Here is a 23,717-nt window from a genome sequence, read left to right as displayed (position 1 = left end):
TTATTTCTTGAATCGGAGAGTTAAACTTACATATGCCATACGTCCCGGAGAAAGAAGTGCGTAGTTAACGCCATTGGGACGGGTATCACGTTTGTTGAAAATGTTGTCGAGCCCCATGCCGAAGTCCAGTCCCAGGTGTTCGAATCCTGTCAGTGAATGTTTCACGTTCAGGTTCCACACCCCATAACCCGGAGCGTCACCATAGCTGTGTCCCGGATGGAAGCGTTTGCTCTGGAAACGTCCGTTGATGTTGATGTTCAGCAGATAGTCATCCCAGGAATGGCTGTAATTCCCCGCTACGGTTCCTGTATGGCGTACCGAGCGTTCGATGTTACCCCACACACCGTCCACACTTTTACCACGTGCATAAGCGAAAGCATAGTTTCCATTCAGGCTGAAGCCTGCACCGAGGTTGCTTGCTGCATTTATTTCAAAGCCACGGATAACACCCTTGTCGAGATTGCCGTAGAGTTTGTAATTGGAGAGCTTTTTGGCTTCGGCATCTGTCAGGTTGAAGTCTTTCTGAGCTTTTGCACGAAGTTCTTCACCATTGGGTAAGTCTTTGAGGGGAGTGGTGGTTGCGTTAATCATACCATTAATGTAATTCAGATAGCCCGTAACAGATACATTCAGACGGTTCGTGTTATATTCCAGATTGATGGAGTAGTAGTTACTGTGTTCTGCTTTCAGGTCTTTGTTACCTTGGGTAATGGTATTTCCTCCTGATTTTACGAGATAATAATATAATTCATCCAAACCAGGAGCACGGTAACCGGTAGAGTATGTACCACGGATATTGAAAGCCCCCACGGAATACATCAGAGCTACTTTTGGAGTGAAACGTCCCCCGGCAAGTTCGTGATAATCGTAACGCACACCGGCAATACCTTTGAGGCAGTTCCATAATTTAATTTCGTGTTGTGCATAAGCAGAGGCCGTATAGATTGCTTTATCAACATTAGCACTGGGACGGTCAAGGCTTTCCGAACGGTAGTCTACTCCGAATACCGTCATGTTGTCTTTCGCAAAGTTGAAGATACCTTTCAGTTCGGCATCATAGAAGTGCTGCCGTTTTGTTTTTGTATAATCACCAATTGCAATATTTTTTTTAGTGTCATCAACCAGGTACTTGTAGTTCTGCATATAATTGTCGTTTATCAGGTCGAGTTGGATAGAAGACCGCTTATTGATTTTATAGCGTCCGCCTACACCGAAGTTATATGATTCGTAATGCAAGTTATATTTAGAACCTCCGTCGATGCTTTTATCGTATACAGGGCGATCTGTTAATTTCCAGTAGTAACCTCCATTAGCATAGAAAGAGAACTTCTCAGTCGGTTGGAAAGTGAACTTTTGATTTACTAAATTGGAGTGGAAGCCATTGGATGTAGGCGATACGGTGGGAATAGTTGATACTGCTCCTGTTTTACTATCTGTTACGTATGCTAAGTCACTGTTTCTCCACCCTGCGCTTTGTTCATGTTTGTAGGAGGTATACGAACCGAACTTTTCAGTAGCGATGTCCGCATTTACCATTTGTGTCAGTTGGCGGTGATCTTCATATCGGGTGGTAGAAGTCACCTGCATCAGTTCTTTCGGTTCATTGGTGATGATGTTGATTACACCTGCAATGGCATCAGAACCATAAAGTGATGAACCTGCGCCGTCAAGCACCTCGATGCGTTTCACGCGGCTCATGTCGATGCGTGAGAGGTCGATATTGTTCGCTGTGTCCCCTATCAGTTTTCGGCCATTAATCAAGATGAGTACATATTTGTTGGAGAGGCCGTTCATCATCAGGTAAGAACCCATTGAGTTGGTAGAGAATGAAAGGGAAGGAACGAGCATGGTCATTGCCTGCTGAAAGTCTGTGATACCGGCTTTCTTTATTTCGTTGGCAGTTACTACTTCCACCGGAGCCGGTGTGTTTTTCAGTCTTTGGTGTGTACCGGTACCTGTCACAACTACAGGGTTCAGGTCCACAGTCATCTCTTTGTCTTTGCCTGTTGCGTGTTGCTGTGCAAACGCACCCACCGCTGCACATCCTCCCAAGAGAATGGTCAGTAAGCATCTTTTGTCCATTGATGTTTTTGAATAATGTGTTAATAAACGGCCTTCCTGACCCCGGGACGGCACTGTTATCTATGTCTGCTCGGCAGGTTTCCTGACTATCCCTTTTTTAGAAAGCAACCTTCCCGCCTTGCCTTCCGGCATCGACAGTGGTATGTGTAGAAATGCTTTCCTTTCCTCCTTTGAACAGAATGCGGAGTATATGGGCATCACAGTAGCGGGCACTGTTCCGGATTCTCACCGGATTCCCTTTTATGCATCGAACGGAATGCTTCGACTGCATCACCTAAGCGGGGGCAAAGATATACATTTATTAGTTTATATAGAAATAAATTAAAGAATATACTTATTTATAGGTATATCGGAGAAGTGAAGCCTTTTATATTGGGAAAGGCGGATGTCTTTTAGTCAAAAGGACGCGGTTTACTGCTTATTTGTAGCAGAAAGAAGGAATTTACTCTGTTTTTAAAACAAGGGAAGAATTCTATATGTGTGAAATAGAAAAGTAGTCCGCATAAATATGGCATTAGTATACGATATCCGGACTGTTTTGTGATTAAATATACTTTGGATGATCAGAGATGATCGATTTCTTGCCTTTAGGAAGTTAATATTGTCTTTATATGAAGTTAACATCGTATTCGGAGGAAGTTAACATTGCGTTCAGAGGAAGTTAACATTGTATCCGGGTGAGGTTAACACTCTAAAAAGAGGCACTAAAAGCTCTGTTTCTTATGCTGGTTGACTCCGTCTCGATGCTCGGCCGGATTAATCGTTTGGATTGTAATATCAGTTATTTATATGCTTTATGCTACAAAATGCAGTGGATATATTTTAATTTGCTTGGAAGATATGTTCACGAATGTTCTTTTGTTTTTGGAGAATTGTAAATACGGCGCTTTTTCCGGAGAAGCCTGGGACAGACTCCGAAAAATGCGCTACAAGCCACATAGAAAATACAAGATGACAGAATGTCAAAATGTCAATGATGGAAGATGCTGAATGGAAGCAGGAAAGCGGTGCGAAACAAGATTTGGATAAAATGAAAGGTTGCATCATGTCTCTCTTTCCTATCTTTTTTGTACTTTTGCGCCCGATTTAAAAAGTGAGCATTATGACTACAAATGAATCTTTGATTTCCATATCCAAGTTCATTGCCGGATATTCGGCCCATCTGATGGGAGCAGGTGTGCACACCTCACGTGTCATCCGTAACTCGAAGCGTATCGGAGAAGCCTATGGGGTGGATGTGAAGTTGAGTGTTTTTCATAAAAACATTATCCTGACCATTATTGATAACGAAACGGGTGAGGCCTGTAACGAAGTAATTGATATTCCTGCCCATCCGATCAGTTTTGAACACAACTCTGAATTGAGTGCTTTGAGTTGGGAGGTTTATGACAAACATCTGCCTTTACACGAGATGGCGGACAAGTTCAATAAAATTATATCGGCACCGAAAATAGATCCGTTGTTTGTGCTTCTGCTGGTTGGATTCGCCAATGCTTCATTCTGTAAGTTGTTTGGTGGTGATATCATTTCTATGAGCATTGTCTTTTCGGCTACTATCACGGGACTTTTCCTGAAGCAACAGATGCAGAAGAAGAAAATAAATCATTATATCATTTTTATTGTTTCCGCTTTTGTTGCGTCATTATGTGCGTCGACGGCACTTATTTTTGACACTACCTCTGAGATAGCCCTTGCAACCAGCGTGCTTTATCTGGTACCGGGCGTGCCGCTGATCAACGGTGTGATCGATATTGTAGAAGGATATATCCTCACGGGATTTGCCCGGTTGACGGAGGCTGCCCTGCTGATTGTCAGCATTGCGATAGGTCTTTCGTTTACATTGTTAATGGTTAAAAACAGTTTGATATGATAGCTTTAGATATTCTTTCCGATGGATTTTTTGCCGCAATTGCGGGTATTGGCTTTGGGGCTATATCCGATCCGCCGTTGCGGGCTTTCAAGATGATTGCGTTACTTGCGGCTGCCGGACATGCCTGCCGTTATTGCCTGATGACTTTTCTGGGGGTGGATATTGCTACGGCTTCTTTGTTCGGAGCATTGATTATCGGTTTCGGCAGCTTGTGGCTCGGGCAGAAAGTATATTGCCCGATGACCGTACTCTATATACCGGCATTGCTTCCGATGATTCCGGGTAAGTTTGCTTATAACATGGTGTTTTCACTGATTATGAGTCTGCAAACAATGAACGAGCCGGAGCGGCTGGGTAAATACATGGAGACATTCTTTGCCAACGGACTGGTGACCTGTACCGTTATCTTTATGTTGGCGGTGGGAGCCACTTTCCCCATGTTCCTGTTTCCTCACAAAGCATTTTCCCTGACGCGGCATTAATAAATTAATCTGTTTAATAAGAATCTATATTTTATGGAGATATTCTGGAAAACTATTGCGTATTATAATTCTGCTACCTGGATCTATCAGTTGTTGATCATTGTTGCCGGCTTGCTGCTGACAGTGATGCTAATAAAGAATCCCCGTCCATGGGTGAAGATGGGCATGAAACTGTATATGGTTTTTCTGTATTTGTGGATTGCCATCGCATACTATGCCATCTGTTGTGACGAGCGCAGCTATAACGGGGCATTGGCTATGTTTTGGATTGTTATGGCTACGATATGGGTGTGGGATGCCATCACCGGATATACCACTTTTGAGCGTACGCATAAATACGATATGCTTTCGTACGTGCTGTTGGCTTTGCCATTCGTATATCCTTTGGTGTCTGTCGCAAGGGGACTTGCTTTTCCCGGCATTACATCGCCGGTGATGCCTTGCTCGGTAACCGTTTTTACCATCGGTCTGCTTCTGTTATTCTCGCGCAAAGTGAATATGTTTCTGGTATTGTTCCTGTGCCATTGGTCTCTTATCGGTTTGTCGAAAACTTACTTCTTTAATATTCCGGAAGATTTTCTGCTGGCCAGTGCAACGATTCCCGCATTATACCTCTTTTTCCGGGAGTATTTCCTCAACAATCTGCATGCCGATACCAAGCCTAAAGCAAAATATATTAATTGGTTACTTATTCTTGTCTGCGTATCTATCGGGATTTTACTGACCACGACCATGTTTCTGGAACTGGTGCCGACCCAGCAGCCATAGCGCATTTTTACAGACAAAGGTATACCCTTAGAGAGAAATATCCGTATCTTTGCAGGATAAAAACTGACAATATGGAGTGTAGGATGATTTCTCAGTTTCTGATAGCAGCCCCTTCTTCGGGCAGCGGAAAGACAACGGTCAGTCGCGGATTAATGGCACTATTGATAAAGAAAGGGTTGAAAGTACAACCTTTCAAGTGCGGGCCCGACTATATCGATACCAAATATCATACGGCAGTTTGCGGGCGTCCTTCCATTAACCTGGATACCTTTATGGCTTCGGCAGAGCATGTGGGGGAACTTTATGCCCGCTATGCCACAGGGGCCGATGCCTGTATTGTGGAGGGGATGATGGGCATGTATGACGGATATGACCGTGACCGGGGTTCTTCGGCCGAAATAGCCCGCTTGCTGAATTTACCCGTCGTATTGGTAGTCGATGCCAAGTCGGCGGCCTACTCGATGGCTCCTCTGCTTTCGGGTTTCCTTCATTTCCGTCCTGAGATAAGAATAGCGGGAGTTATCTTTAACCGTGTAGGGTCTCCCCGTCATTACGAAATGCTACAGGAAGTATGTAGCGAATTGGGTATTTCCTGTTTAGGATATTTGCCTAAGCGGGAGAATCTGGTGCAGGAATCCCGTTACTTGGGGCTGGACTTCAGCCGTTCGGGAGGGACGGATGCACTTGAGGAGTTGACCGCCTTAATGGAAACACACATCGACTATACCCGCCTGCTTGAAGAGACAACGCTTCCTGCCCCCATACCTTCTACTCCGGATACTTTCCGACAAGGAGATTTAAAAATATCCGTGGCATGCAGTGCAGAGTCTTTTTCTTTCATCTATCAGGAACATCTGGATATACTTCGCCGTTTGGGAACCGTTACCTTTTTCAATCCTGAACACAATCGTCCGTTGCCGAAAGGAACCGATCTGCTCTATCTTCCCGGAGGCTATCCGGAGAAATGTCATACCCGGCTGAGTCGGGCTTGGCGAAGAATGCAGTCTGTCCGTAACTATGTAGAGGCGGGCGGGCGCGTGCTTGCCGAATGCGGAGGGATGATTTACCTTTCTAAAGGTATTCTCTTCGACCGGCCGGAACATCCGGGGATTGCGACCGGACCGCAAACAGGGGTATTTCCTTTCTATATTTCAAGCCGTAAAGCTGATAGGCGTTTGACGTTGGGGTATCGGTCTTTCGATTATAACGGACAGCATCTTCGCGGCCACGAGTTCCACTATACGCAATTCGAACCGAAGACGGAAGAACTGCCGGAGTCTGTCACTCAGGTATACAATGCCAAGGGAATACCTGTCGGTACACCTGTGTTCCGATACAAAAACGTGATAGCCAGTTACACGCATCTATACTGGGGAGAGATTGATTTACTTAAATTATTTGAATAATGAAACGAATCTATACACGGACCGGCGACCGGGGAACAACCGGTATTCATGGTGGAGAACGGGTAGAAAAAGACGATATCCGGATTGAAGCAAACGGAACCATCGATGAATTGAATGCGGTGATCGGCATCATCCGTTCATTGCTTCCGCAAACACATGACTGGCAAAGGTTGCTGCATACCCTCCAGCGGGAGTTGATGGTGGTTATGAGTCATGTAGCGACTCCGTCGGCCATTCGCGACAAGAACCCGAACAGTCTATCACCTCATCTGGCAACCTTCTGTGAGCAGGAAATGGATGCGATGACGGCCGAGCTGAAAGAGAATGGTTACTTCCTGCTGCCCGGAGGCACACCGGTTTCTGCCCAATTGCAGTTTGCCCGCACAGTTGCCCGAAGAGCAGAACGCCGTCTTTGGACTTTGAACCGGCAAGATGCCGTCCCGGAAGAAATCCTGAGCTTTATCAACCGCTTGTCCGACCTGTTTTTTGTTATGGCACGCTATGACATGCAACAACAGGACTGGCCGGAAGAGCGCTGGCAGTCGTTCGCATATAAGACAAAGAAAAAATAAGGGGCCTATCCCAAATTCTGTCAAAACAAAGCAAACATAATGATTAGCAAAACTCCTTTGGACAATGTAGCCAAACTGAATAAGATTTGTGCCGATGCACAAATCGGATGGTGGGAAGTGAACTTTAACACAGGACAATGCCTTATTGCGGAAACCCTGCTTAAGGCGCTGGAAGTCAGCAGTGAATTGTTGAGCATAGACGAATTAATGTCCACCGTACGCCGGGACTATCGTAAACGCATCACGGACGAATTCATGTCCATTCCCCAAAAAGGAGTATTCGAACAGACCTTTCCCGTATCTTCCAACCACGGTAACATCTTCTGGATGCACTGCGCACTGAGCATGGAAGAGGAAAATGAAGAAGGACAGCTGATTGCTATCGGGTATAGCCAACGGATAGAAAACCCGGAGACAGAAGGTTATCAGTGCGTATGGAGCCAACGTAGCGATAAGTTGTTTCGCGATATATTCAACAACATTCCGGTCGGTCTCGAGCTATATAATAAGGAGGGCGTGTTGCTGGACTGCAATAACCGGAATCTCGAGATATTCGGAGTAACAGACAAGAACCGGATCATCGGCCTGAGCCTGTTTGAGAGCCCCAATGTGACTCAGGATATGCTTGAAAGCCTTCAAGCCGGCTGTCCCGGCAGTTTTCATTTGCATTATAACTTCGACGAAGAACGCAGACTCTTCCGGTCGGAACGGAAGGGGATGGCCGATCTTGATGTGCGGAGCCTGATGCTCTATGATGCGGAAGGGAATCTGTCGAACTATCTGCTGATGAATATAGATAATACCGAACGCAATAATGCACTGAGCAAAGTGCATGACTTTGAGAACTTCTTCTCTATTATTTCCGACTATTCCAAGGTGGGATATGCGAAAATCAATCTGCTGGATCACACCGGATACGCCATCCGCCAGTGGTACAGGAATCTGGGTGAAAGCCATGACACGCCGCTGACGGATATTATCGGTGTGTTTTCGTACATGCACCCCGATGACCGGAAGTTGGTACTCGATTTCTATGAAAAGGCCAAAGCGGGTACGGAACGTTTCTTTGACGGTGATCTGCGTATCCGTCGGGCAAAGGATTCGGACGAATGGAACTGGATACATAAATCTTCCATGGTGACTGCCTACCAGTCGCCCGATCCGAGACTGGAATTAGTAGAGGTGAACTATGACATAACGGTCCAGAAAGAAACAGAGGCAGAGCTCAGGGCGGCCCGCGATAAAGCGGAAGAGTCCAACCGGTTGAAGTCCGCTTTTCTGGCAAATATCAGCCATGAAATACGTACGCCGCTTAATGCCATTGTCGGTTTTTCCGACCTTCTGATGACAGTGGACGATCCGGCGGAGCAGGAAGAGTTCCGCCAGACCATACAGAAAAACAACGTATTGCTCCTGCAACTGTTCTCCGATATCATCGACCTTTCTAAGATCGATGCAGGTTCGTTTGAGTATGTGCCGAAGCCTGTTTATCTTTATCAGTTCTGTGCCATGATGCTACAGAAGATGAAGGATAGAGTACCCGAAGGAGTAGAGTTACGGATCGATGAAGACTCACCGCTCGATGCCTGGTTCAACGCCGACAGCGGATACTTGAACCAGGTGATTACCAATTTCGTGAGCAATGCGATTAAGTTTACGCACCGGGGCACTATCACCATCGGTTACCAGATCGATGCCGCCCGGCAGCTTGAAATGTTTGTAGAAGATACCGGCATCGGTATCTCTGCTGAGAATCAGACGGCAGTTTTCGACCGCTTTATGAAAGTAGACAGTTTCGTACAGGGTACGGGCCTCGGCCTTCCTTTGTGCAAGAGCATTATCGAAAAGATGGGCGGACGTATCGGCGTCACTTCCGAATTGGGGAAGGGCTCGCGCTTCTGGTTTACGCTTCCAGTTTCTTCTTGTATACCCACACGCTAAGTCCGAAATAAACAACAACCTGTATCCATAAGGTAATGTATTCCGGTTGTATGTCTGCCATATCGGCCCCCATCGAGTTCAGCTTGACGAAGGCGAGAGTAGCGGGTGCGGCCGGGATGATGTAGTGCATCATACGCCAATACCACGGCATCAGCTCCAACGGATAGGAGACTCCCGACAGGAAAATCAGTCCCACCGAGAAGAAAGCGATCATCAGCAGTGGGGCTTCCGAATCGGTGAAGAAACGCGAGGCGGCCAACCCGAAGAAAGAGGTTGCCATCAGGTAAGGCACCATCATGGCGGTGATGTACAGTCCGTTCCCAATGTTTGGGATACTGAAGAAGTGGGGTAACAGCCCGAGCAGGAACATGGAAAAGATCGCATAAAGCCCGCAATATACAAATGTTTTTCCCGCCACAAGGCGCGTTGCCGCTCCCCAAAGCCCGTTTTTACCGGTCGTCCTGAATGCCGGAAGTAACGGCTCTGTGGCACGGTGCTGATATTCGTCGCCCGTCAGCATACCGATGACCATCAGCAATGTCTGAAAGATAATGACCATCATGACAGCCGGAATCAGATAGGAGCCATACCCTTCGGTGTGGTTATAGAGTGCCGTGCCTGCTATGTTGACAGGTTTAGCCATCATTACGGCAAGCAGTCCCTGCGGAGGAAGGAATACGGCACCATCCATGCGGTGGGCATCATTGAGGGCAAGGTATACACGTGAAGTGGCTTCCTGCAACGCCTCGAAATAGAGAAAGGCATCTGTGGTGGCGTATAGCGAGAACACTGCTTCCCGTCCTTGAAAGACGCGGGTTTCGAAATCATGCGGAATATACAGAATGCCTTGCACTTTGCCTTCTTTCATCCATTCGCGGGCTTCCCGGTAGTCCATTGCCTGTGCATAGACGGCTACTTGCGGCGTGGCGTCCAGCCAACGGATGTATTGGCGGCTAAGGCTGCTGTGCGAGTTGTCGACAACTGCTACGGGAGCGTCGGTCACGATGTTGGGAGCATACATATAATTATAGAGCAGCCCATAAACAAAGATACCTCCCATCAGCACCAACAGTACGGCATAACTGGTGCTGATGGCACGGAATTCACGTGTGATGATGAAGGAAATCTGCGATAGTTTACCGGATATTTTCATATTTACGACTGATTATGGCTCGTCTGAGGTGGGGGAGCATCGCCAATGCCAATAGCGGGAAGATACAAAGTATCACTGCCGAAGGCCATAGGTGGATGAATCCGCCACCATAGTAGAGCATGGTTTGTGTAATCTCGGTGTAATGGCGCACGGGGAACAGATAAGAGGCGTCTCGCACCAACGGATACATGTTGAGTACCGGGAAGGTGACGCCGGACAAGGTAGCCCCCAGCGATCCGACCATGGATACGATACTGATGATGATTGCCACGGCAGGAAACAGGGAGAAGATGAACAGAGCCAGTGCCTGGGTGGCGATAATGAAAAGTACCGTCATTCCATTGAGTAGCAACCAGCTCCCTTGAAAAGGTATGTGCAGGATGCCGAACATGACAAAGTTGCCCAGTATGCCGATCAGGCTGAAAATAAGTGTATAAGGCAGCAACTTGCCGATAACGGCTATCGTGATGTCACCCCCGGCCGCCTGTAACCATTCGCCGGCCGTACGGAACTTGATCTCGCTCCCCACGGCATATACCGTGATAAGCAGTACCAGCACCTGGAAGAGTACGAAAAAGAAGGGCTGGCTCAAGTAGACCGAGTAGTCCAGCGATGGATTGTAAATCGGGTGATTGTTGGCTTGTACGGGGAGTAGGAAGGTTTCTATCTGCTGTTCGTTTACGCCCAGCGCCACGGCCTTCATCACGATAGGTGAGAGGGCTACGGGAGCAAGCGAGCTTTCGAAGGCGGCCATCAGCTCGCCTCCCACCGAGAGCAGTGCATAGTGATAATAATAATTCAGCGTAGCGTCCTGTCCCGATATCATATCTTGCTCAAAGTGTGGAGGAATGGAAAGGTAACCATATATTTCTTTCTGCTGTACCGCTTTGCGTGCTTCGGCTTCGTCGACGAAGTGACGAACCACCCGGAAGGTGGGTACGGCAGACATCCGCCGGGTAATATCCCTCGAGGTGGCCGTATTGTCCTGGTCGACAATGCCGATGGGGATGTTCTCCATCTGTCCGTTGCCGAATATGGTAGCCATGAAGAAAAGCGTGAATAGCGGAAGCACCAGGCAGACGCCGAAGTAAAGGCGCCGTGAGGTCATCCGTCGCCACTCACGTTGTACGACACGGGTGATAGGGGATTGTTGCATAATGATTGGTTTTTGAGTTTGATTCACCACAGAGGACACAGAGGGCACAGAGAAAATATATTTTTCTCTTTGATATTCTATAAACAGAAAATTTAAACTCTGTGCCCTCTGTGTCCTCTGTGGTGAATCGTATTCATTTTTATTCTCTATTTGATTTCCACCAATACCGACATCCCCGGACGCAACCCTTCCACTTTCCGGGTAGGGCGGGCGTGGATCTCGAAAGTCCGTAAGTCGTAGCTTCCTGTTTGTTTGGTCGACTTCCAGGTGGCAAAACTCCCCAGCGGACTGATATAGTAGATTTTAAACTCGATTCCCTTTTCGGCGAGGGCCGGCACGTCTCCAATGAATGTACCTCCCATGCGGAAGTTTGGCATCAGGTCCTCCCTTACATTGAGAACGACATGCACGTCGTCCATCACTACGAGATTCATGATCGGAGTGCCCGGTGCCACAAGTTCGCCCCGTTTGGGGAAGATCGTTGCTATCTGCCCGTCTTCCGGCGCAATCAGGCGGGCATCCACCAGCAGTGATGAAACTTCATCGACCGTGCTGTTGGCCGCGTTTACCATGGAGCGGGCCGAAGCTTTATCTTCACTCTGCGCCCCGTCCACTGCCATCTGGTATTGTTCGTAGGCCGCACGCTCGGCTGCCTGAGCCGCTTTATACATGGCTTCTACCTCGTCCTTGCGTTGAGAAGTGACCACGCTGTCCTTGTATAAGGTGAGGATGCGGTTATACGTTGTCCGTGCCAGTGCCAGGTCACTCTGGGTTTTGTTCCACAGTTGCTGCGCCGTAGCTATGATTTGCCGGCGGGTTCCGGCATCTATCTTCTTGTTTTGCTCTACAGCCACTTGCTTTAATGCGTCCACCTGGCGGTATTTCGCCTCTACGGTGGGACTGTTGATGACCACCAGCGTATCACCCTGTTTCACCCACTCGCCTTCGTCCACCAGGAAGGTGTCGATGCGTCCCGGCAGTTTGCCGCTGATACGGATTTCGGTTGCTTCGGCCTGACCTTGCAGGATCAGGGGCTGGCGGCGCATGGCAATCATTCCGATGGCTGTGAACAAGGCTACTGCCACAAGTACGGCGATGAAGGCGATGCTTAAGGTTCTGCCTTTTTTAGATTCTGACTTCTCCATCTCTTTATTATTGTTTTATTGATTATTTTGCAGGTTCGAGTATTGTTCCGGTATGCCGCAGAGTGCCAGCAGATTCATCAGGGTTACGTCATACTCGTAGTAGGCTGCCAGTCTGGCCACCTTTGTTTTCGATAGCAGAGTTTCTGCGTCTACTACTTCTGTTGAAGTTGCCATTCCCTCGGCGAAGGCTTTTTTCCGCATCCGCACCAATTCTTCGCTCAACTCGATGGTAGTGTTCAGTGCCCGCACGTTGTCGAGCGCCTTTTGCAGACCGGTGTACAGTTTGTCCACTCCGACGGAAAGATCGTCACGTGCTTTCTCCTGCCCCAATGCGAGAGTCTGTTGGGTCAGGCGCGATTGTCGGATCCGCTTCTCCCGTTCCAGTCCGTCGAAAAGGTTCCAGGTGAAACCTATGCCGACCATGGTGCGAGGCAGCAGATTGCTTTGTATGCCATGAGAGTAAAGCGTCTGCTTACCGAAGAGGGCGATATTGGGCAGATAGCCGCTCTGGTCTATCCGGACCTGTTGCTTGGCCATGTGTTCCTGAAGGTTCAGTTGGTTGAGCAGGTAGTTGCTGATGCCTACCACCTGCAAAAACTCCATCTTGGGAGGTAGGGTATCGTTGATAAACAGGGGAGAGGAAGGTGTGATGTCTCCGCTTGTTTCCAGATTGAGCAGGGTTTTCAGCGTACGTTGCACCACGGCCTCTTCCTTGCGGGCGGCTTCCAGCTCGCGCAGTGCCTCGTCCATGTTGACTTGGGCAAAGAGGCGTGCCGCCTTGTCTATCATGCCGGTGGCCTCCAGCTTTAACGCATTCTCGTAATGGAGCTTCAGTGCCTGGTACGATTCCCGGCGGACACTGACGACTTCCTGCGCCAGGCGCAGGCCGTAATAGCTTTCGGCAAGCAGCGTGCGCTGCGTGGCGTCTACCTGTGCCCGGTTTTCACGGGCGAGGTCTATCATTGTGTTACCTATCTTGGTGGCATGAATACGTTTGCCCCCGGCAAAGAGTACCCATTCGGCGGTGAGGTCTACAGTGGTCAGGTTACGCGGCGCCAACGGGAAAATAAGTGTGTTCGTACCAATCTGGTCAAGTATGGACGATATGATCTTATCATCCGGCAGGATGGTATGTACAAAGTCTTTGGCCGGATCGGTGAACTGGGAAAGGGGTTGTTTCACTTCGATCTTTTCGGAAAGGTGCACAAAGACACCGGTCGATTGCAGGCTGGGCATCCAGAAGGCATTGAGCTTTCCCCGTTCGGCACGGGCTATGTCGATACCTTTGTCGGCTATCTTGAGGCTTTGGTTGCCCTTGTGCAGCAGTTGCAACGCTTCATCAAAGCTGAGTTGCTGCTGCGAAGTTTCCCGCGTGGGAGGGAGGCTTTGCGCCAGAACGGTGTTGCTGTATAAGAGTATTCCTGCCGCTATCATCAGCGCGACTGGTATTTTCTTTTTTTCCATACGTCTGTTACGGTTTAGGTTTATGAGTCCTTGTAACAGACGAGGGGGGAGGTTTGTTCAGAAAATGTAAGGGAATGCCGTCTTTATAATTCGACTTCTTTGTCCAACTTTGAAGGATGTTGGTGAGTATGGAACAAAGTTACGATGTATATGCTTTCTTCCTTTTCATCTACATAATATATAATTTTATAAGGATTTACGAGTAAGTATCAGCAGCTAATCTTTTTCTCTTTGGCAAGTATCAGTTCTACAGGTCCTCGGAATGGGGTATTGATTAGTTGCAATGTTTTTTGTTCAATGGTTCTTGCCAGGCGATCGGTTGCTTTGTTACCAAACTCTTGTTGGCTGTATTCTAAAATTTCAATAACCCTTCTTTGTGCTTGAATTGTCCATGCTATCTTCATCATAATAGATAGTGTTTAAAAGTAGTGTGCATTTCTTGGCTGCTGATGATTTGTCCTTGTTGTATTTCATCTATTGCTTGTTCTATTTCTTCTTTAATTTCATCTTCTGTGAGCTGGCAGGGAGCTGCTTTCTTAACAGCAGTTTTCTCTCTCAAACCGAGCACATCGTGAAGTTTCTGCTTCACTTTGTCGATGATTTCTTTACTGTCTATATTGGCAATAGTCCGGATCAATTCTGCTTTCTCTGCTTCCAATTCAAGATAAGCCATACTATTGTAAGCTACTACCGGTTCGGATACTTTGGTTGTTTCCTCTTCTTGTTGCTTGTATTTTTTAGACTCCTTCATAATGCGTCTTGTTTTTTTAGTATGAATACAAAGATAATAAATTAATTGATAGCGAATAAGGTTCCGTTCAGAATTAATTTCATTTGCCTAATTGATGTCTATAAAACGTTTTCGGAATCAAAAAGGCGGATAATGGCCTTTTCCGCTAACTATCCCTTTTCATCTTCTTGCCCATATAGGAGAGAATGTCCCGGAACTTTCCGCTTCTTCGCCCGGAAAGCCGGGCTTGGGAGGAGGAAGAGCCGGCGTTTTCACCTTGAAGAGCCGGCATTTCGACTAAAAGAAGTAAGCATTTGCTCCGAAAGACGGTTGCGTTTTTCAAAAATGAATAAGAGTTTTGCCCAATATCTCTATATGTTTTCTTCCATTACATATATTGTTCTTGTTTGGGAGTGAAAACAGTGGTCCTATTTCTCTGGTTGCTTTCGTAGAATGATAGATTGATGATTGATAAAAATATGATATTTTATTGGTTTTTGTTTCTGTTGTTAAACGATAATGCAAAATAGGTATCCTTTTGTTCTCGTAATGGATGTATTTGTTTCTAACGGTATTCTCTTGATGCGAAAATACGGCGATTTTTGCCCATCCTTGGTACTTTGTACGGGAAAAAGCGAATCTAAAGCGTTTGGATTATCATTTTGATAAAAGGGTACTTTGTGTCTGGCTCAATTCCCTTCGGGATACTCGGTTCTATCTTTTTTATATTACCAGCGCAGCGATCTCTGGTGACAGCTCGATGTTTCCGTCTTTGCGGACAATGATGAAGTTGGCATCCCTTAGTGCGTTCATCACACTCTTATACGTAACCAGTCCCATGCCCTTGAAGCGTCTCAGGCTTTGCCATCCGTTCTGGGTGGTGTATTGCAGAAGGTCGCGTACTGTCCTGAATCCCATCTCTCCATATAAAACATTATAGGCATGCGCGCCGACAAGGTTTGATAGGGGAGTATTTACGGGTGTGACCGTATTGCATTTATCGAACATCAGTTCCATCGTCCGACTGCGAAATGTGGCGATTCGCCCCTTATGTTCGCCCAGAGTCCGGAGGATGGAACTATAGTTAGTCGCCACTCGTGCATACGTCATTTTGTTACGTTTCGCCACCCGTGCGATGGGTTCGCCACTGGAGACGGAAAGGAATATTTCCCGTTCGTGATCGTCCGTAATCAACTGACCGAGTTCCTGAATGAGGATATGGAAAAGTGGTTGGTGTAGTTTCTGGGTTTTCAATAGAAATAGTTCGTCGTCACATTGTGAGAGGAGTACTTACGTTCCAGTTCCTTTTCTTTGATGATCTTTTCCAGATAATTCTCACCTAAATCTTTGATCTGGTGAACATCAAGATATTGGGTCAGGCTTTCGTCATCAATCATTAGGACGTTCTCTATCCTCGATGAAGCGATATATCCCAAGTTTGCCCATGTGCGGAGGTCGGATTCGGCAATACCGCGTTTCTCCGACAGTTGTTTGAGGGTTATCCAGTTAGCCATGCCTGCCCCTCCTTGTTACTTCTTTGATTGGTCTGTTCATACCTTTCTGATTATTATGAACGTCCACATCCTTATGTATACCTTATATATATAAGAAGTCGGGCGCTGAGTTCATATTTACGCGGAAAGAGGTAGTACCAATACCTAGAACTTCATAAATATGTTCACACGCCCGACCCTACGTCGCACGTATGAAACTGATTTATTGAAGTTCTTGTTTTTATGCATTAATTAAATTTGGTACTTTTCTTTCCGCAAAAAACGTTTCAATATGCCGCATTTCTCTTCGGCTTTCAAGTGACAAAGATAAAGAATCTTGTGGGAATAGCAAAGAATGTGACAAGAAAGTTGAGACTGTTATGACTTCCGCATGGAAGCACTCTGCATGGATTGGGGATGTGTCATTATTCACCCCAGAGTAACACAGAGTTCCATAGAGCAAACTTAATCTGTTGATAACTAATGATACTTATCTGTATAAATCTGTTGTGAATACGAGTTTCGACACACCCCCTCTCTGTGTTATTCTGTGTTCTCTGTGGTGAGTTTTTGATACCCCCACTTGTCCCCCCCGAATATTTTCACTAAGTTTGTCGCCCATTAACGTGACAAACACGATATGAATAAGAACTTACACCCTTTAATGTTGGCCGGAACCGGTAGTGATGTGGGTAAAAGCATCATTGCCGCAGCTTTTTGCCGCATATTCCTGCAAGACGGTTATCATCCTGCACCATTCAAGGCACAGAACATGGCATTAAATTCATATGCCACTCCCGAGGGACTTGAAATAGGAAGGGCACAAGCTGTGCAGGCCGAGGCCGCAGGCGTGCCTTGCCATACGGATATGAACCCGTTGCTACTGAAACCATCGTCCGATCATACTTCACAGGTGGTACTCAACGGGCGCCCCATCGGTAACCGGAATGCTTACGAATATTTCCGCCGTGAAGGGCGGGAGGAATTGCGAAAAGAGGTTCATGCCGCATTCGACCGTTTGGCTGCCCGTTACAATCCGGTAGTGATGGAAGGGGCGGGGAGTATCTCCGAGATTAACCTCCGGGACAGTGATCTGGTGAACCTGCCTATGGCTATGCATGCCGGAGCAGATGTGATTCTCGTGGCGGATATAGACCGTGGAGGAGTGTTTGCCAGTGTTTACGGTTCGGTGATGCTGCTTCGGCCGGAAGAGCGGAAGCATATCAAGGGGATATTGATTAATAAATTCCGTGGAGATATCCGTCTTTTCGAGTCGGGGGTAAAGATGCTGGAAGATCTCTGTGGTGTTCCGGTGGTGGGAGTCGTGCCTTATTACAAAGACATTTATATCGAAGAAGAAGATTCGGTGATGCTGCAAACCAAGAATATCCGTGCCGGACAGGGGAAGGTAAACATAGCCGTAGTGCTGCTCCGGCATTTAAGTAACTTTACCGACTTCAATGTATTGGAGCGCGATCCGCGTGTACACCTGTTCTACACCAACAATACGGACGAACTGATGAAAGCTGATATCATCCTGTTGCCCGGTTCGAAAAGCACTTTGTCCGATCTGTATGAGTTGCGCCGTAACGGAGTGGCGCAGGCCATCGTCCGTGCCCACCGGGAGGGTGCCACGGTGATGGGCATTTGTGGAGGTTACCAGTTGATGGGGCAGGAGGTTTGCGATCCCGATCATGTGGAAGGTGAGATAGAACGCTTGCCGGGATTGGGATTATTGCCCGTCAGCACCCGTATGCAGGGGGAAAAGATTACGCGGCAGGTACGTTTCCACTTTCTTGAAGGCAGCGAGACCTGTGAAGGATACGAGATACACATGGGCACAACGACGCCCCTTGCCGATGTTCCCGCTTCGCCACTCAACCATCTGGCAGACGGAAGGGAGGACGGATATTTTGCCGACCGTACCTGTATGGGGACATACGTACATGGCATTCTCGACAATCCTTCGGTCATCGACTATCTGCTGGAACCTTTCGCCGATAAGCTGAAGGAGACCACTTTCGACTATAAAGCGTTTAAAGAAGAACAATACGATAAACTGGCAGCCCACGTCCGCAAGCATGTCGACCTGCCGCTTATCTATCAAATATTGACAGACAATGATTGAAGGACACGGAGACGATTCTTATAAATACCTCCACCCGATACGGAGTAATTTCAGTTCGAACGTATATAATAAGGTAAACCTTGACGGGCTGCGGACGCATTTGTGCGGGCGTATCTCCACCATTTCCGCTTATCCCGAACCGGAACCTTATACATTAGAGGCCCGTCTGGCCGACCGTCACGCTTTGCCTGCCGCTTCGGTTTGCGTGACGAATGGTGCCACAGAAGCCATTTATCTGATAGCGCAAACCTTCCGGGGGACGAATACGGCCATCCTGATGCCTACGTTCAGCGAATATGCCGATGCCTGCCGCATGCACGGGCATAGGGTCACATCCCTGTATACGCTGGAGGCAGTGCCGGAGGACGTGCGTATGGTATGGCTCTGCAACCCGAATAATCCGACAGGAGAGGTGCATGGTAAGGAGCGCCTGACCGAACTGATCAGGAAACATCCGCAGGTTTGCTTCGTGATCGATCAGTCGTATGAATACTTTACGTTGGAGGAACTCTTCACCGCACGTGAAGCTGCCGGATTTCCCAATGTGATCCTCTTGCATTCCATGACCAAGCGATATGCCATACCGGGGCTCCGTCTGGGATACGTAACTGCGCAGCCGGGGCTGATGGCTCGTCTGCGTACGAACCGCATGCCTTGGTCGGTCAATCAGCTTGCCATCGAGGCAGGTCTCTACCTGCTTTCCGAGGGCATTCCGGAAGCTCTCTCCATGAAGGACTATCTGGCAGAGTGTGCCCGTCTGAAAAGTTCGCTTGAAGCGATAGGCGGACTGGAAGTATGGCCTACCGATACGCACTTTATGCTGGTTTGTTTGCGATTCGGTAAAGCTGCTGCCTTGAAAGAGTATCTGGCCCGTGAAGAAGGAATTCTGATTCGTGATGCTTCCAACTTCGAAGGGTTGGACGAACGTTTCTTCCGTGTTGCCACCCAGACACCGGAAGAGAATGATGAACTGGTGAGGGCCATTGCGAAGTGGATGGCGGAATAATGACAGATTAAGGATGTATCAGAGTATGGACGAGATGTTTTTTGGGTTTGTTTGCCTTGTATATTTCTGCCGGCTGTCCCCCTTGCCTTTGGCTTGGCTGCTGGATCGCTGGTTGGGAGACCCTGCCTGGTTGCCGCATCCTGTGGTGGGATTCGGCAAACTGATAGCTTGGGGAGAAAAGTCGATGAATGTGGGGAGTGCCCGCGTTTGGAAAGGTGGGCTGGTATCGGCAGTGCTGATTGCGGGAGTCTATCTTTTCACTTGCTTCTTTCTCAGGGTGACCGAAGAGTATTCCATCGTATTGACGGCTCTGATAAAGACCTTGCTGATATTCTGCTGCCTGGCCGGAACGACGTTGATACGTGAGGTTCGGATGGTTTTCGAGGCGGTAGACCGTTCGTTGGACGAGGGACGCCGACAGGTGGGGCGTATCGTGGGGCGGGATACTTCTGCTTTATCTGCGCAGGAAGTGCGCACGGCGGCTTTGGAAACCTTGGCGGAAAATCTGAGTGACGGAGTGATTGCACCCCTTTTCTGGTATGCTGTGCTGGGAGTACCCGGCATGATGGCGTATAAGATGGTGAACACGCTCGACTCGATGATTGGTTACCGAAACGAGCGCTATCGTCAGTTCGGCTGTATAGCGGCCCGGATAGATGATGTCGCCAATTACATTCCTGCCCGCCTGACGGCTCTGTTGATGATAATCGTCAGCGGACGGCTTTCTTTATTCAGGTTTGTGGGTAAATACGGCAGTCGCCATGCCAGTCCCAACTCCGGTTATCCGGAGGCGGCATTGGCGGGTATCCTGAATTGCCGGTTCGGCGGTCCGCATTATTACTTCGGGGAGGAGGTATGGAAACCGTTCATCGGTGATAACGAACGGGTATTGACAACAGCGGATATGAGGAAAGCGGTATCCGTCAATCAGAAGGCAGAGGCGTTGATGGTCGCGTTGGTGTGGCTGACTGTTCTGCTGTCTTTGGGTTAAGTTGCAGCCGGACTATTCCACCGTAAGGTGTCAGTGCGCCGAAAGCATCTTCCATCTTTAATGTTCCTGCATAGATCTGTGCACAAATCAGTACTCCGCCATGTGCGAAGACAGCCACGCGCCCGTACTTTTGCCTGCTCACTTCATCCAGAAATTCGGAGACCCGTTGAAGTTGCATCATAAACGATTCTCCGCCTGTGGCTGCCACATGGAAATAGTCGTCATACCACTCTTGCAGTCGCGGATCATCTATTTTGTCGAACTCCTTCATTTCCCATTCACCGAAGTCCAGTTCTTTCAGACGGGCATCACGGATGGCATCCGGATAGCCACAGTGCTCTGCCAGACGGGTGCAGCGGCTCAAAGGACTTGTGAATACGGCATCAAACACATCATCCTGCAACTGTTGAGCCGTGATTGTGGCTTCTTCTTTAAAACTATCCCGTAAGGGAACATCGGTCTGGCCATAACAGACGCCTTTGGGAACATCGACAGAGGTATGTCGGATCAATATGATTTCCATGATCTTATTGGTTTAAGTATGAGTTTGATTCACCACAGAGTAACACAGAGTTTCACCGGTTTTTAAATTATTGTCTATAAGATGTTTAAGAGATAAATCATCTCAGTGGAACTCTGTGTTACTCTGTGGTGAGTCAAACTATATGAATATAAGAATAACTACCCCCAGGTAGAAGGACAGTTCGCTTAAAAGGAACAGTGCACCGCAGCAATCGCCTGTATACCCTTGTAACTTTCGTTTCATCAGCCTGTATAGTAGATACAACACTGCCAGTGGGAATATAATGGCAATCCAATACCTGTACGGAAGCAGGAGCGTCAAAGGAAGTATTCCGCATAAAAGTCCGAAAGCAAATTCTCCTTGCGACATTCTATTATAAACCACCTTCGCCTTACTCTCTTCTTCTTTCCGTGCGTAAGGCAGGAAGTTAATGATCTGTGATGAAGTCAACTTGCTCACAGTGTCGCCTGCAATCAGTACAGAGCAGGCGAAGGAGAGAGGAAGACTTGTCAGGAGATTCCATAGCAGGAAGAAGTATACGATCAATCCGATGACCCCATAACTGCCGATGTGCGAATCCTTCATAATAGAGAGGATACGTTCCCGGCTGGTTCCTCCGCCGAATCCGTCAAAGAAATCCGCCAGCCCGTCTTCGTGCAATGCGCCTGTAATCAACAATCGGCTGGTAAGTGCCAGCAATACGGCAACGGTGAAGGGGAGAACCTGTGCGGCCGACCAGAGTACCCCCGCCATGACGCCGCCCGTAAGCCATCCTGAAAGGGGCCAGTAAGGCACCACGTGCTTAAAACATTCTGCCGGAACTTCCCGGATGCGCCAGAAGGGGAGACGGGTGAAAAAGATAAATGCTGCTAATATATTCATGTGGGGCTTCTTTAAAAGTATTTGGTGATGGACGCATGCGCAAAGTTGTCCATTTCGTTGATCATCCGCACCGCAGAGTCTACGATAGGATAGGAGCAGATGGCTCCGGTCCCTTCTCCAAGGCGCAAACCCAGATTCAATAACGGCTTGGCTCCCATGGCATCAAGCAGAAGCTTGTGTCCGGTCTCGTCTCCCTGATGGCCGAAGATGGCGTAGTGCATTACTTCAGGGTAAAGCCGGGATGCCGCGAGGATGCAGTTTGTCATGATGAATCCGTCCACCAGGATAATCATTTTCAGTTCGGCTGCCTGAAGCATGGCACCTACCGCCATTACCATTTCCAGGCCGCCGAAGTAACGAATCAGGTCGCGTACGCTTCCGTCTCCCTGATAATTGTCCAGTGCCCGCTGCAATACGCTGTATTTATGACGGATTCCGGCATTGTCGAGTCCGCTTCCGGCGCCGACGCATTGTTCGAGGGGAATACGGGTGAAGCAGGTCATCCACATAGAGGAGGATGAAGTGTTGCCGATTCCCATTTCACCCAAGGAGAGCACATTGCATCCTTCGGCGTGGCACCGGCGGACTATCTCTGCCCCACGGTCTATACACAAGTCCATCTCTTCTTCCGTCATGGCCGCTTCATGCAGGTAGTTGCGTGAACTTTTGCGTACTTTCATATTGATAATTCCCCTGTCGTAAGGCAGATCGTAATCCACTCCGGCATCCACGATCTTTAATTCGAATCCGTGTTGGCGGCAGAGGAAGTTGACACCTGCCCCTCCATGAAGGAAGTTGCTGATTTGCTGCCAGGTGATCTCTTTGGGAGAGAGGCTGACACCTTCGTCGACAATGCCATGATCGGCTGCAAATATAATGTTCTGCGGACATTTCAGCGTGGGAGTCAGTGTCTGCTGGATAAGCCCGATTTGCAAAGCCAGTTCTTCAAGTGTTCCCAGAGAACCTTTGGGCTTGGTCAGATTGTTTATTTTGTCAGTCAATGCTTCCCGGATTGTTTCGTCCGGTCTGGTGATTTGAAATGTTTTCATTTTATATAGGGTTAGTCTATCGTTTGTTTTTCATCTTTTACTTTCACGGGAATGCCCGATACCATTAATAAGACCTGATTGGCCCGGGTGGCAATATACTGGTTCATCCACCCCTGCATATCGGTGAACTTTCGTTGTATAAGGTTTTCTGAGGTGCCTCCCATGCCGATCTCGTTGGTGACGAAGATAAAGGTGGCTTCCTGTTCTGTCAGCCGGTCAAACTCGGCTTTTATGGCGGCGAGTGCCTTGTCTGTATCCGCTTCAAGGTCGAAGAAGTAATTGGTACACCAGAGTGTTACGCAATCGATCAGCACTACACGCCCTTGCAAAGAATGGCGGCTCAGTTCCTTTTCTTCTTCTATGTTGGTCCATTCCGGTCCCCGGTTGGCCTGATGACGTAACACCCGTTGACGGAACTCTTCGTCCCAGATGCGTGAGGTGGCCAGGTAGACCGGATTGGGGGAGAGAGATAATGCTAACCGTTCGGCATAGCTGCTTTTGCCCGAACGGGCCCCTCCGGTGATAAGTATGATCTGTTTCATGAATCTATCTGTGTATTTTCGGTTAGCAAATGTACGGTAATATTTTATATTTCCGTTCCCGGATGCAAAATATTGTGCCATTGCCATGGGTATTTCAGAAACAATATTTATCTTTGCACTGCTTTACAAAACGGAAGCAATTTATATTGCGGTAGTAGCTCAGTTGGCAGAGCGGCGGCTTCCCAAGCCGCAGGTCACGAGTTCGACCCTCGCCTACCGCTCAATTCATGTTTTCAAGTCAAAAGTAAATATCGCAGGTTCCCTTGATCTTTTTGTGAGAAAAGAATGATGGAATCTGCGGTTTTTTTGTGTATTTCCTCTTTCACTCTTTGTT

22 protein-coding genes, 1 tRNA gene and 1 riboswitch are annotated in these 23,717 nt (G+C 48.0%); of the genes, 10 read left to right on the top strand and 13 right to left on the bottom strand.

Annotated elements, in window-relative coordinates; all coding sequences use genetic code 11:
* A complete protein-coding gene (locus G7Y45_RS14015; RefSeq protein WP_165015110.1) occupies positions 1-2,082 on the bottom strand; it encodes a TonB-dependent siderophore receptor in 2,082 nt (693 codons plus the stop codon).
* 54 nt (positions 2,083-2,136) lie between these two features.
* Positions 2,137-2,375, bottom strand: a riboswitch (cobalamin riboswitch).
* An 809-nt stretch (positions 2,376-3,184) separates the two neighbouring features.
* On the opposite strand from G7Y45_RS14015, the gene G7Y45_RS14010 reads away from it, so the two are divergent.
* The 6 genes from G7Y45_RS14010 to G7Y45_RS13985 all read left to right on the top strand — a co-directional run bounded on the left by G7Y45_RS14010 (position 3,185) and on the right by G7Y45_RS13985 (position 9,121).
* A complete protein-coding gene (locus G7Y45_RS14010; RefSeq protein ID WP_005806347.1) occupies positions 3,185-3,952 on the top strand; it encodes a threonine/serine exporter family protein in 768 nt (255 codons plus the stop codon).
* The gene (locus tag G7Y45_RS14005; protein WP_005777972.1) at positions 3,949-4,434 is read left to right on the top strand and encodes a threonine/serine exporter family protein; all 486 of its coding nucleotides are present in this window, start codon (positions 3,949-3,951) and stop codon (positions 4,432-4,434) included. The genes G7Y45_RS14010 and G7Y45_RS14005 overlap by 4 nt, the downstream gene beginning before the upstream one ends.
* A 33-nt stretch (positions 4,435-4,467) precedes the next feature.
* Positions 4,468-5,202, top strand: a complete 735-nt coding sequence (locus G7Y45_RS14000; protein WP_032531008.1) for a DUF6064 family protein — start codon at positions 4,468-4,470, stop codon at positions 5,200-5,202.
* A 71-nt stretch (positions 5,203-5,273) separates the two neighbouring features.
* Complete coding sequence (locus G7Y45_RS13995; RefSeq protein ID WP_165015107.1) at positions 5,274-6,608, top strand: cobyrinate a,c-diamide synthase; 1,335 nt, start codon at positions 5,274-5,276, stop codon at positions 6,606-6,608.
* Complete coding sequence (locus tag G7Y45_RS13990) at positions 6,608-7,180, top strand: cob(I)yrinic acid a,c-diamide adenosyltransferase (protein ID WP_032539259.1); 573 nt, start codon at positions 6,608-6,610, stop codon at positions 7,178-7,180. Before G7Y45_RS13995 ends, G7Y45_RS13990 begins: the two co-directional genes overlap by 1 nt.
* A gap of 36 nt (positions 7,181-7,216) precedes the next feature.
* Positions 7,217-9,121: an ATP-binding protein gene (locus G7Y45_RS13985; RefSeq protein WP_165015274.1), complete on the top strand. Its 1,905-nt coding sequence runs from the start codon at positions 7,217-7,219 to the stop codon at positions 9,119-9,121.
* On the opposite strand, the gene G7Y45_RS13980 is transcribed toward G7Y45_RS13985, so the two are convergent.
* The 8 genes from G7Y45_RS13980 to G7Y45_RS19975 form a co-directional block, all read right to left on the bottom strand.
* Complete coding sequence (locus tag G7Y45_RS13980) at positions 9,084-10,274, bottom strand: ABC transporter permease (protein WP_032531012.1); 1,191 nt, start codon at positions 10,272-10,274, stop codon at positions 9,084-9,086. The genes G7Y45_RS13985 and G7Y45_RS13980 overlap by 38 nt on opposite strands.
* On the bottom strand, positions 10,258-11,430 hold the full coding sequence (locus G7Y45_RS13975) for an ABC transporter permease (RefSeq protein ID WP_165015104.1): 1,173 nt from the start codon (positions 11,428-11,430) through the stop codon (positions 10,258-10,260). Before G7Y45_RS13975 ends, G7Y45_RS13980 begins: the two co-directional genes overlap by 17 nt.
* Positions 11,431-11,576: 146 nt before the next feature.
* A complete protein-coding gene (locus tag G7Y45_RS13970; protein WP_005806331.1) occupies positions 11,577-12,575 on the bottom strand; it encodes an HlyD family secretion protein in 999 nt (332 codons plus the stop codon).
* A 15-nt stretch (positions 12,576-12,590) separates the two neighbouring features.
* The gene (locus G7Y45_RS13965) at positions 12,591-14,039 is read right to left on the bottom strand and encodes a TolC family protein (protein ID WP_165015101.1); all 1,449 of its coding nucleotides are present in this window, start codon (positions 14,037-14,039) and stop codon (positions 12,591-12,593) included.
* A 209-nt stretch (positions 14,040-14,248) separates the two neighbouring features.
* The gene (locus G7Y45_RS19980; protein ID WP_241158970.1) at positions 14,249-14,446 is read right to left on the bottom strand and encodes a type II toxin-antitoxin system RelE/ParE family toxin; all 198 of its coding nucleotides are present in this window, start codon (positions 14,444-14,446) and stop codon (positions 14,249-14,251) included.
* The gene (locus tag G7Y45_RS13955) at positions 14,443-14,790 is read right to left on the bottom strand and encodes a hypothetical protein (protein WP_005777955.1); all 348 of its coding nucleotides are present in this window, start codon (positions 14,788-14,790) and stop codon (positions 14,443-14,445) included. The genes G7Y45_RS19980 and G7Y45_RS13955 overlap by 4 nt, the downstream gene beginning before the upstream one ends.
* Positions 14,791-15,492: 702 nt before the next feature.
* Positions 15,493-16,023, bottom strand: coding sequence for a hypothetical protein (locus tag G7Y45_RS13950; RefSeq protein ID WP_241158969.1), 531 nt, complete (start codon positions 16,021-16,023; stop codon positions 15,493-15,495).
* Positions 16,020-16,283, bottom strand: a complete 264-nt coding sequence (locus G7Y45_RS19975; protein ID WP_241158968.1) for a hypothetical protein — start codon at positions 16,281-16,283, stop codon at positions 16,020-16,022. The genes G7Y45_RS13950 and G7Y45_RS19975 overlap by 4 nt, the downstream gene beginning before the upstream one ends.
* 619 nt (positions 16,284-16,902) lie before the next feature.
* On the opposite strand from G7Y45_RS19975, the gene G7Y45_RS13945 reads away from it, so the two are divergent.
* Genes G7Y45_RS13945 through cbiB form a run of 3 tightly spaced genes read left to right on the top strand, consistent with a single transcriptional unit; the run spans position 16,903 to position 20,387 of the window.
* Positions 16,903-18,390 carry a cobyric acid synthase gene (locus tag G7Y45_RS13945; protein WP_122142152.1) on the top strand — a complete coding sequence of 496 codons (1,488 nt, stop codon included), beginning with the start codon at positions 16,903-16,905 and terminating at the stop codon, positions 18,388-18,390.
* The gene (cobD, locus tag G7Y45_RS13940) at positions 18,383-19,396 is read left to right on the top strand and encodes a threonine-phosphate decarboxylase CobD (RefSeq protein WP_165015098.1); all 1,014 of its coding nucleotides are present in this window, start codon (positions 18,383-18,385) and stop codon (positions 19,394-19,396) included. The genes G7Y45_RS13945 and cobD overlap by 8 nt, the downstream gene beginning before the upstream one ends.
* Positions 19,397-19,430: 34 nt before the next feature.
* Positions 19,431-20,387, top strand: coding sequence for an adenosylcobinamide-phosphate synthase CbiB (cbiB, locus tag G7Y45_RS13935; protein ID WP_206265632.1), 957 nt, complete (start codon positions 19,431-19,433; stop codon positions 20,385-20,387).
* Here cbiB and cobC read toward each other — a convergent pair.
* The 4 genes from cobC to cobU all read right to left on the bottom strand — a co-directional run bounded on the left by cobC (position 20,320) and on the right by cobU (position 23,464).
* Entirely contained in the window at positions 20,320-20,910 is a 591-nt protein-coding gene (gene cobC, locus G7Y45_RS13930; RefSeq protein ID WP_165015092.1) for an alpha-ribazole phosphatase, read from the bottom strand. The genes cbiB and cobC overlap by 68 nt on opposite strands.
* 138 nt (positions 20,911-21,048) lie before the next feature.
* The gene (gene cobS, locus G7Y45_RS13925) at positions 21,049-21,792 is read right to left on the bottom strand and encodes an adenosylcobinamide-GDP ribazoletransferase (RefSeq protein WP_005806312.1); all 744 of its coding nucleotides are present in this window, start codon (positions 21,790-21,792) and stop codon (positions 21,049-21,051) included.
* Between the two features lie 11 nt (positions 21,793-21,803).
* Positions 21,804-22,841: a nicotinate-nucleotide--dimethylbenzimidazole phosphoribosyltransferase gene (cobT, locus tag G7Y45_RS13920; RefSeq protein ID WP_005777932.1), complete on the bottom strand. Its 1,038-nt coding sequence runs from the start codon at positions 22,839-22,841 to the stop codon at positions 21,804-21,806.
* Positions 22,842-22,852: 11 nt separating this feature from the next.
* On the bottom strand, positions 22,853-23,464 hold the full coding sequence (gene cobU, locus G7Y45_RS13915) for a bifunctional adenosylcobinamide kinase/adenosylcobinamide-phosphate guanylyltransferase (protein ID WP_080546236.1): 612 nt from the start codon (positions 23,462-23,464) through the stop codon (positions 22,853-22,855).
* A gap of 67 nt (positions 23,465-23,531) precedes the next feature.
* On the opposite strand from cobU, the gene G7Y45_RS13910 reads away from it, so the two are divergent.
* A tRNA-Gly gene (locus tag G7Y45_RS13910) sits at positions 23,532-23,604 on the top strand.
* The last annotated feature ends 113 nt before the right edge of the window (positions 23,605-23,717 follow it).

It is taken from the genome of Bacteroides sp. ZJ-18 (genome assembly GCF_011038705.2).
GTDB lineage: Bacteria > Bacteroidota > Bacteroidia > Bacteroidales > Bacteroidaceae > Bacteroides > Bacteroides hominis.
The sequence above is the reverse complement of the archived record's forward strand: the minus strand, read 5'-3'. Positions and strand labels throughout refer to the sequence as shown.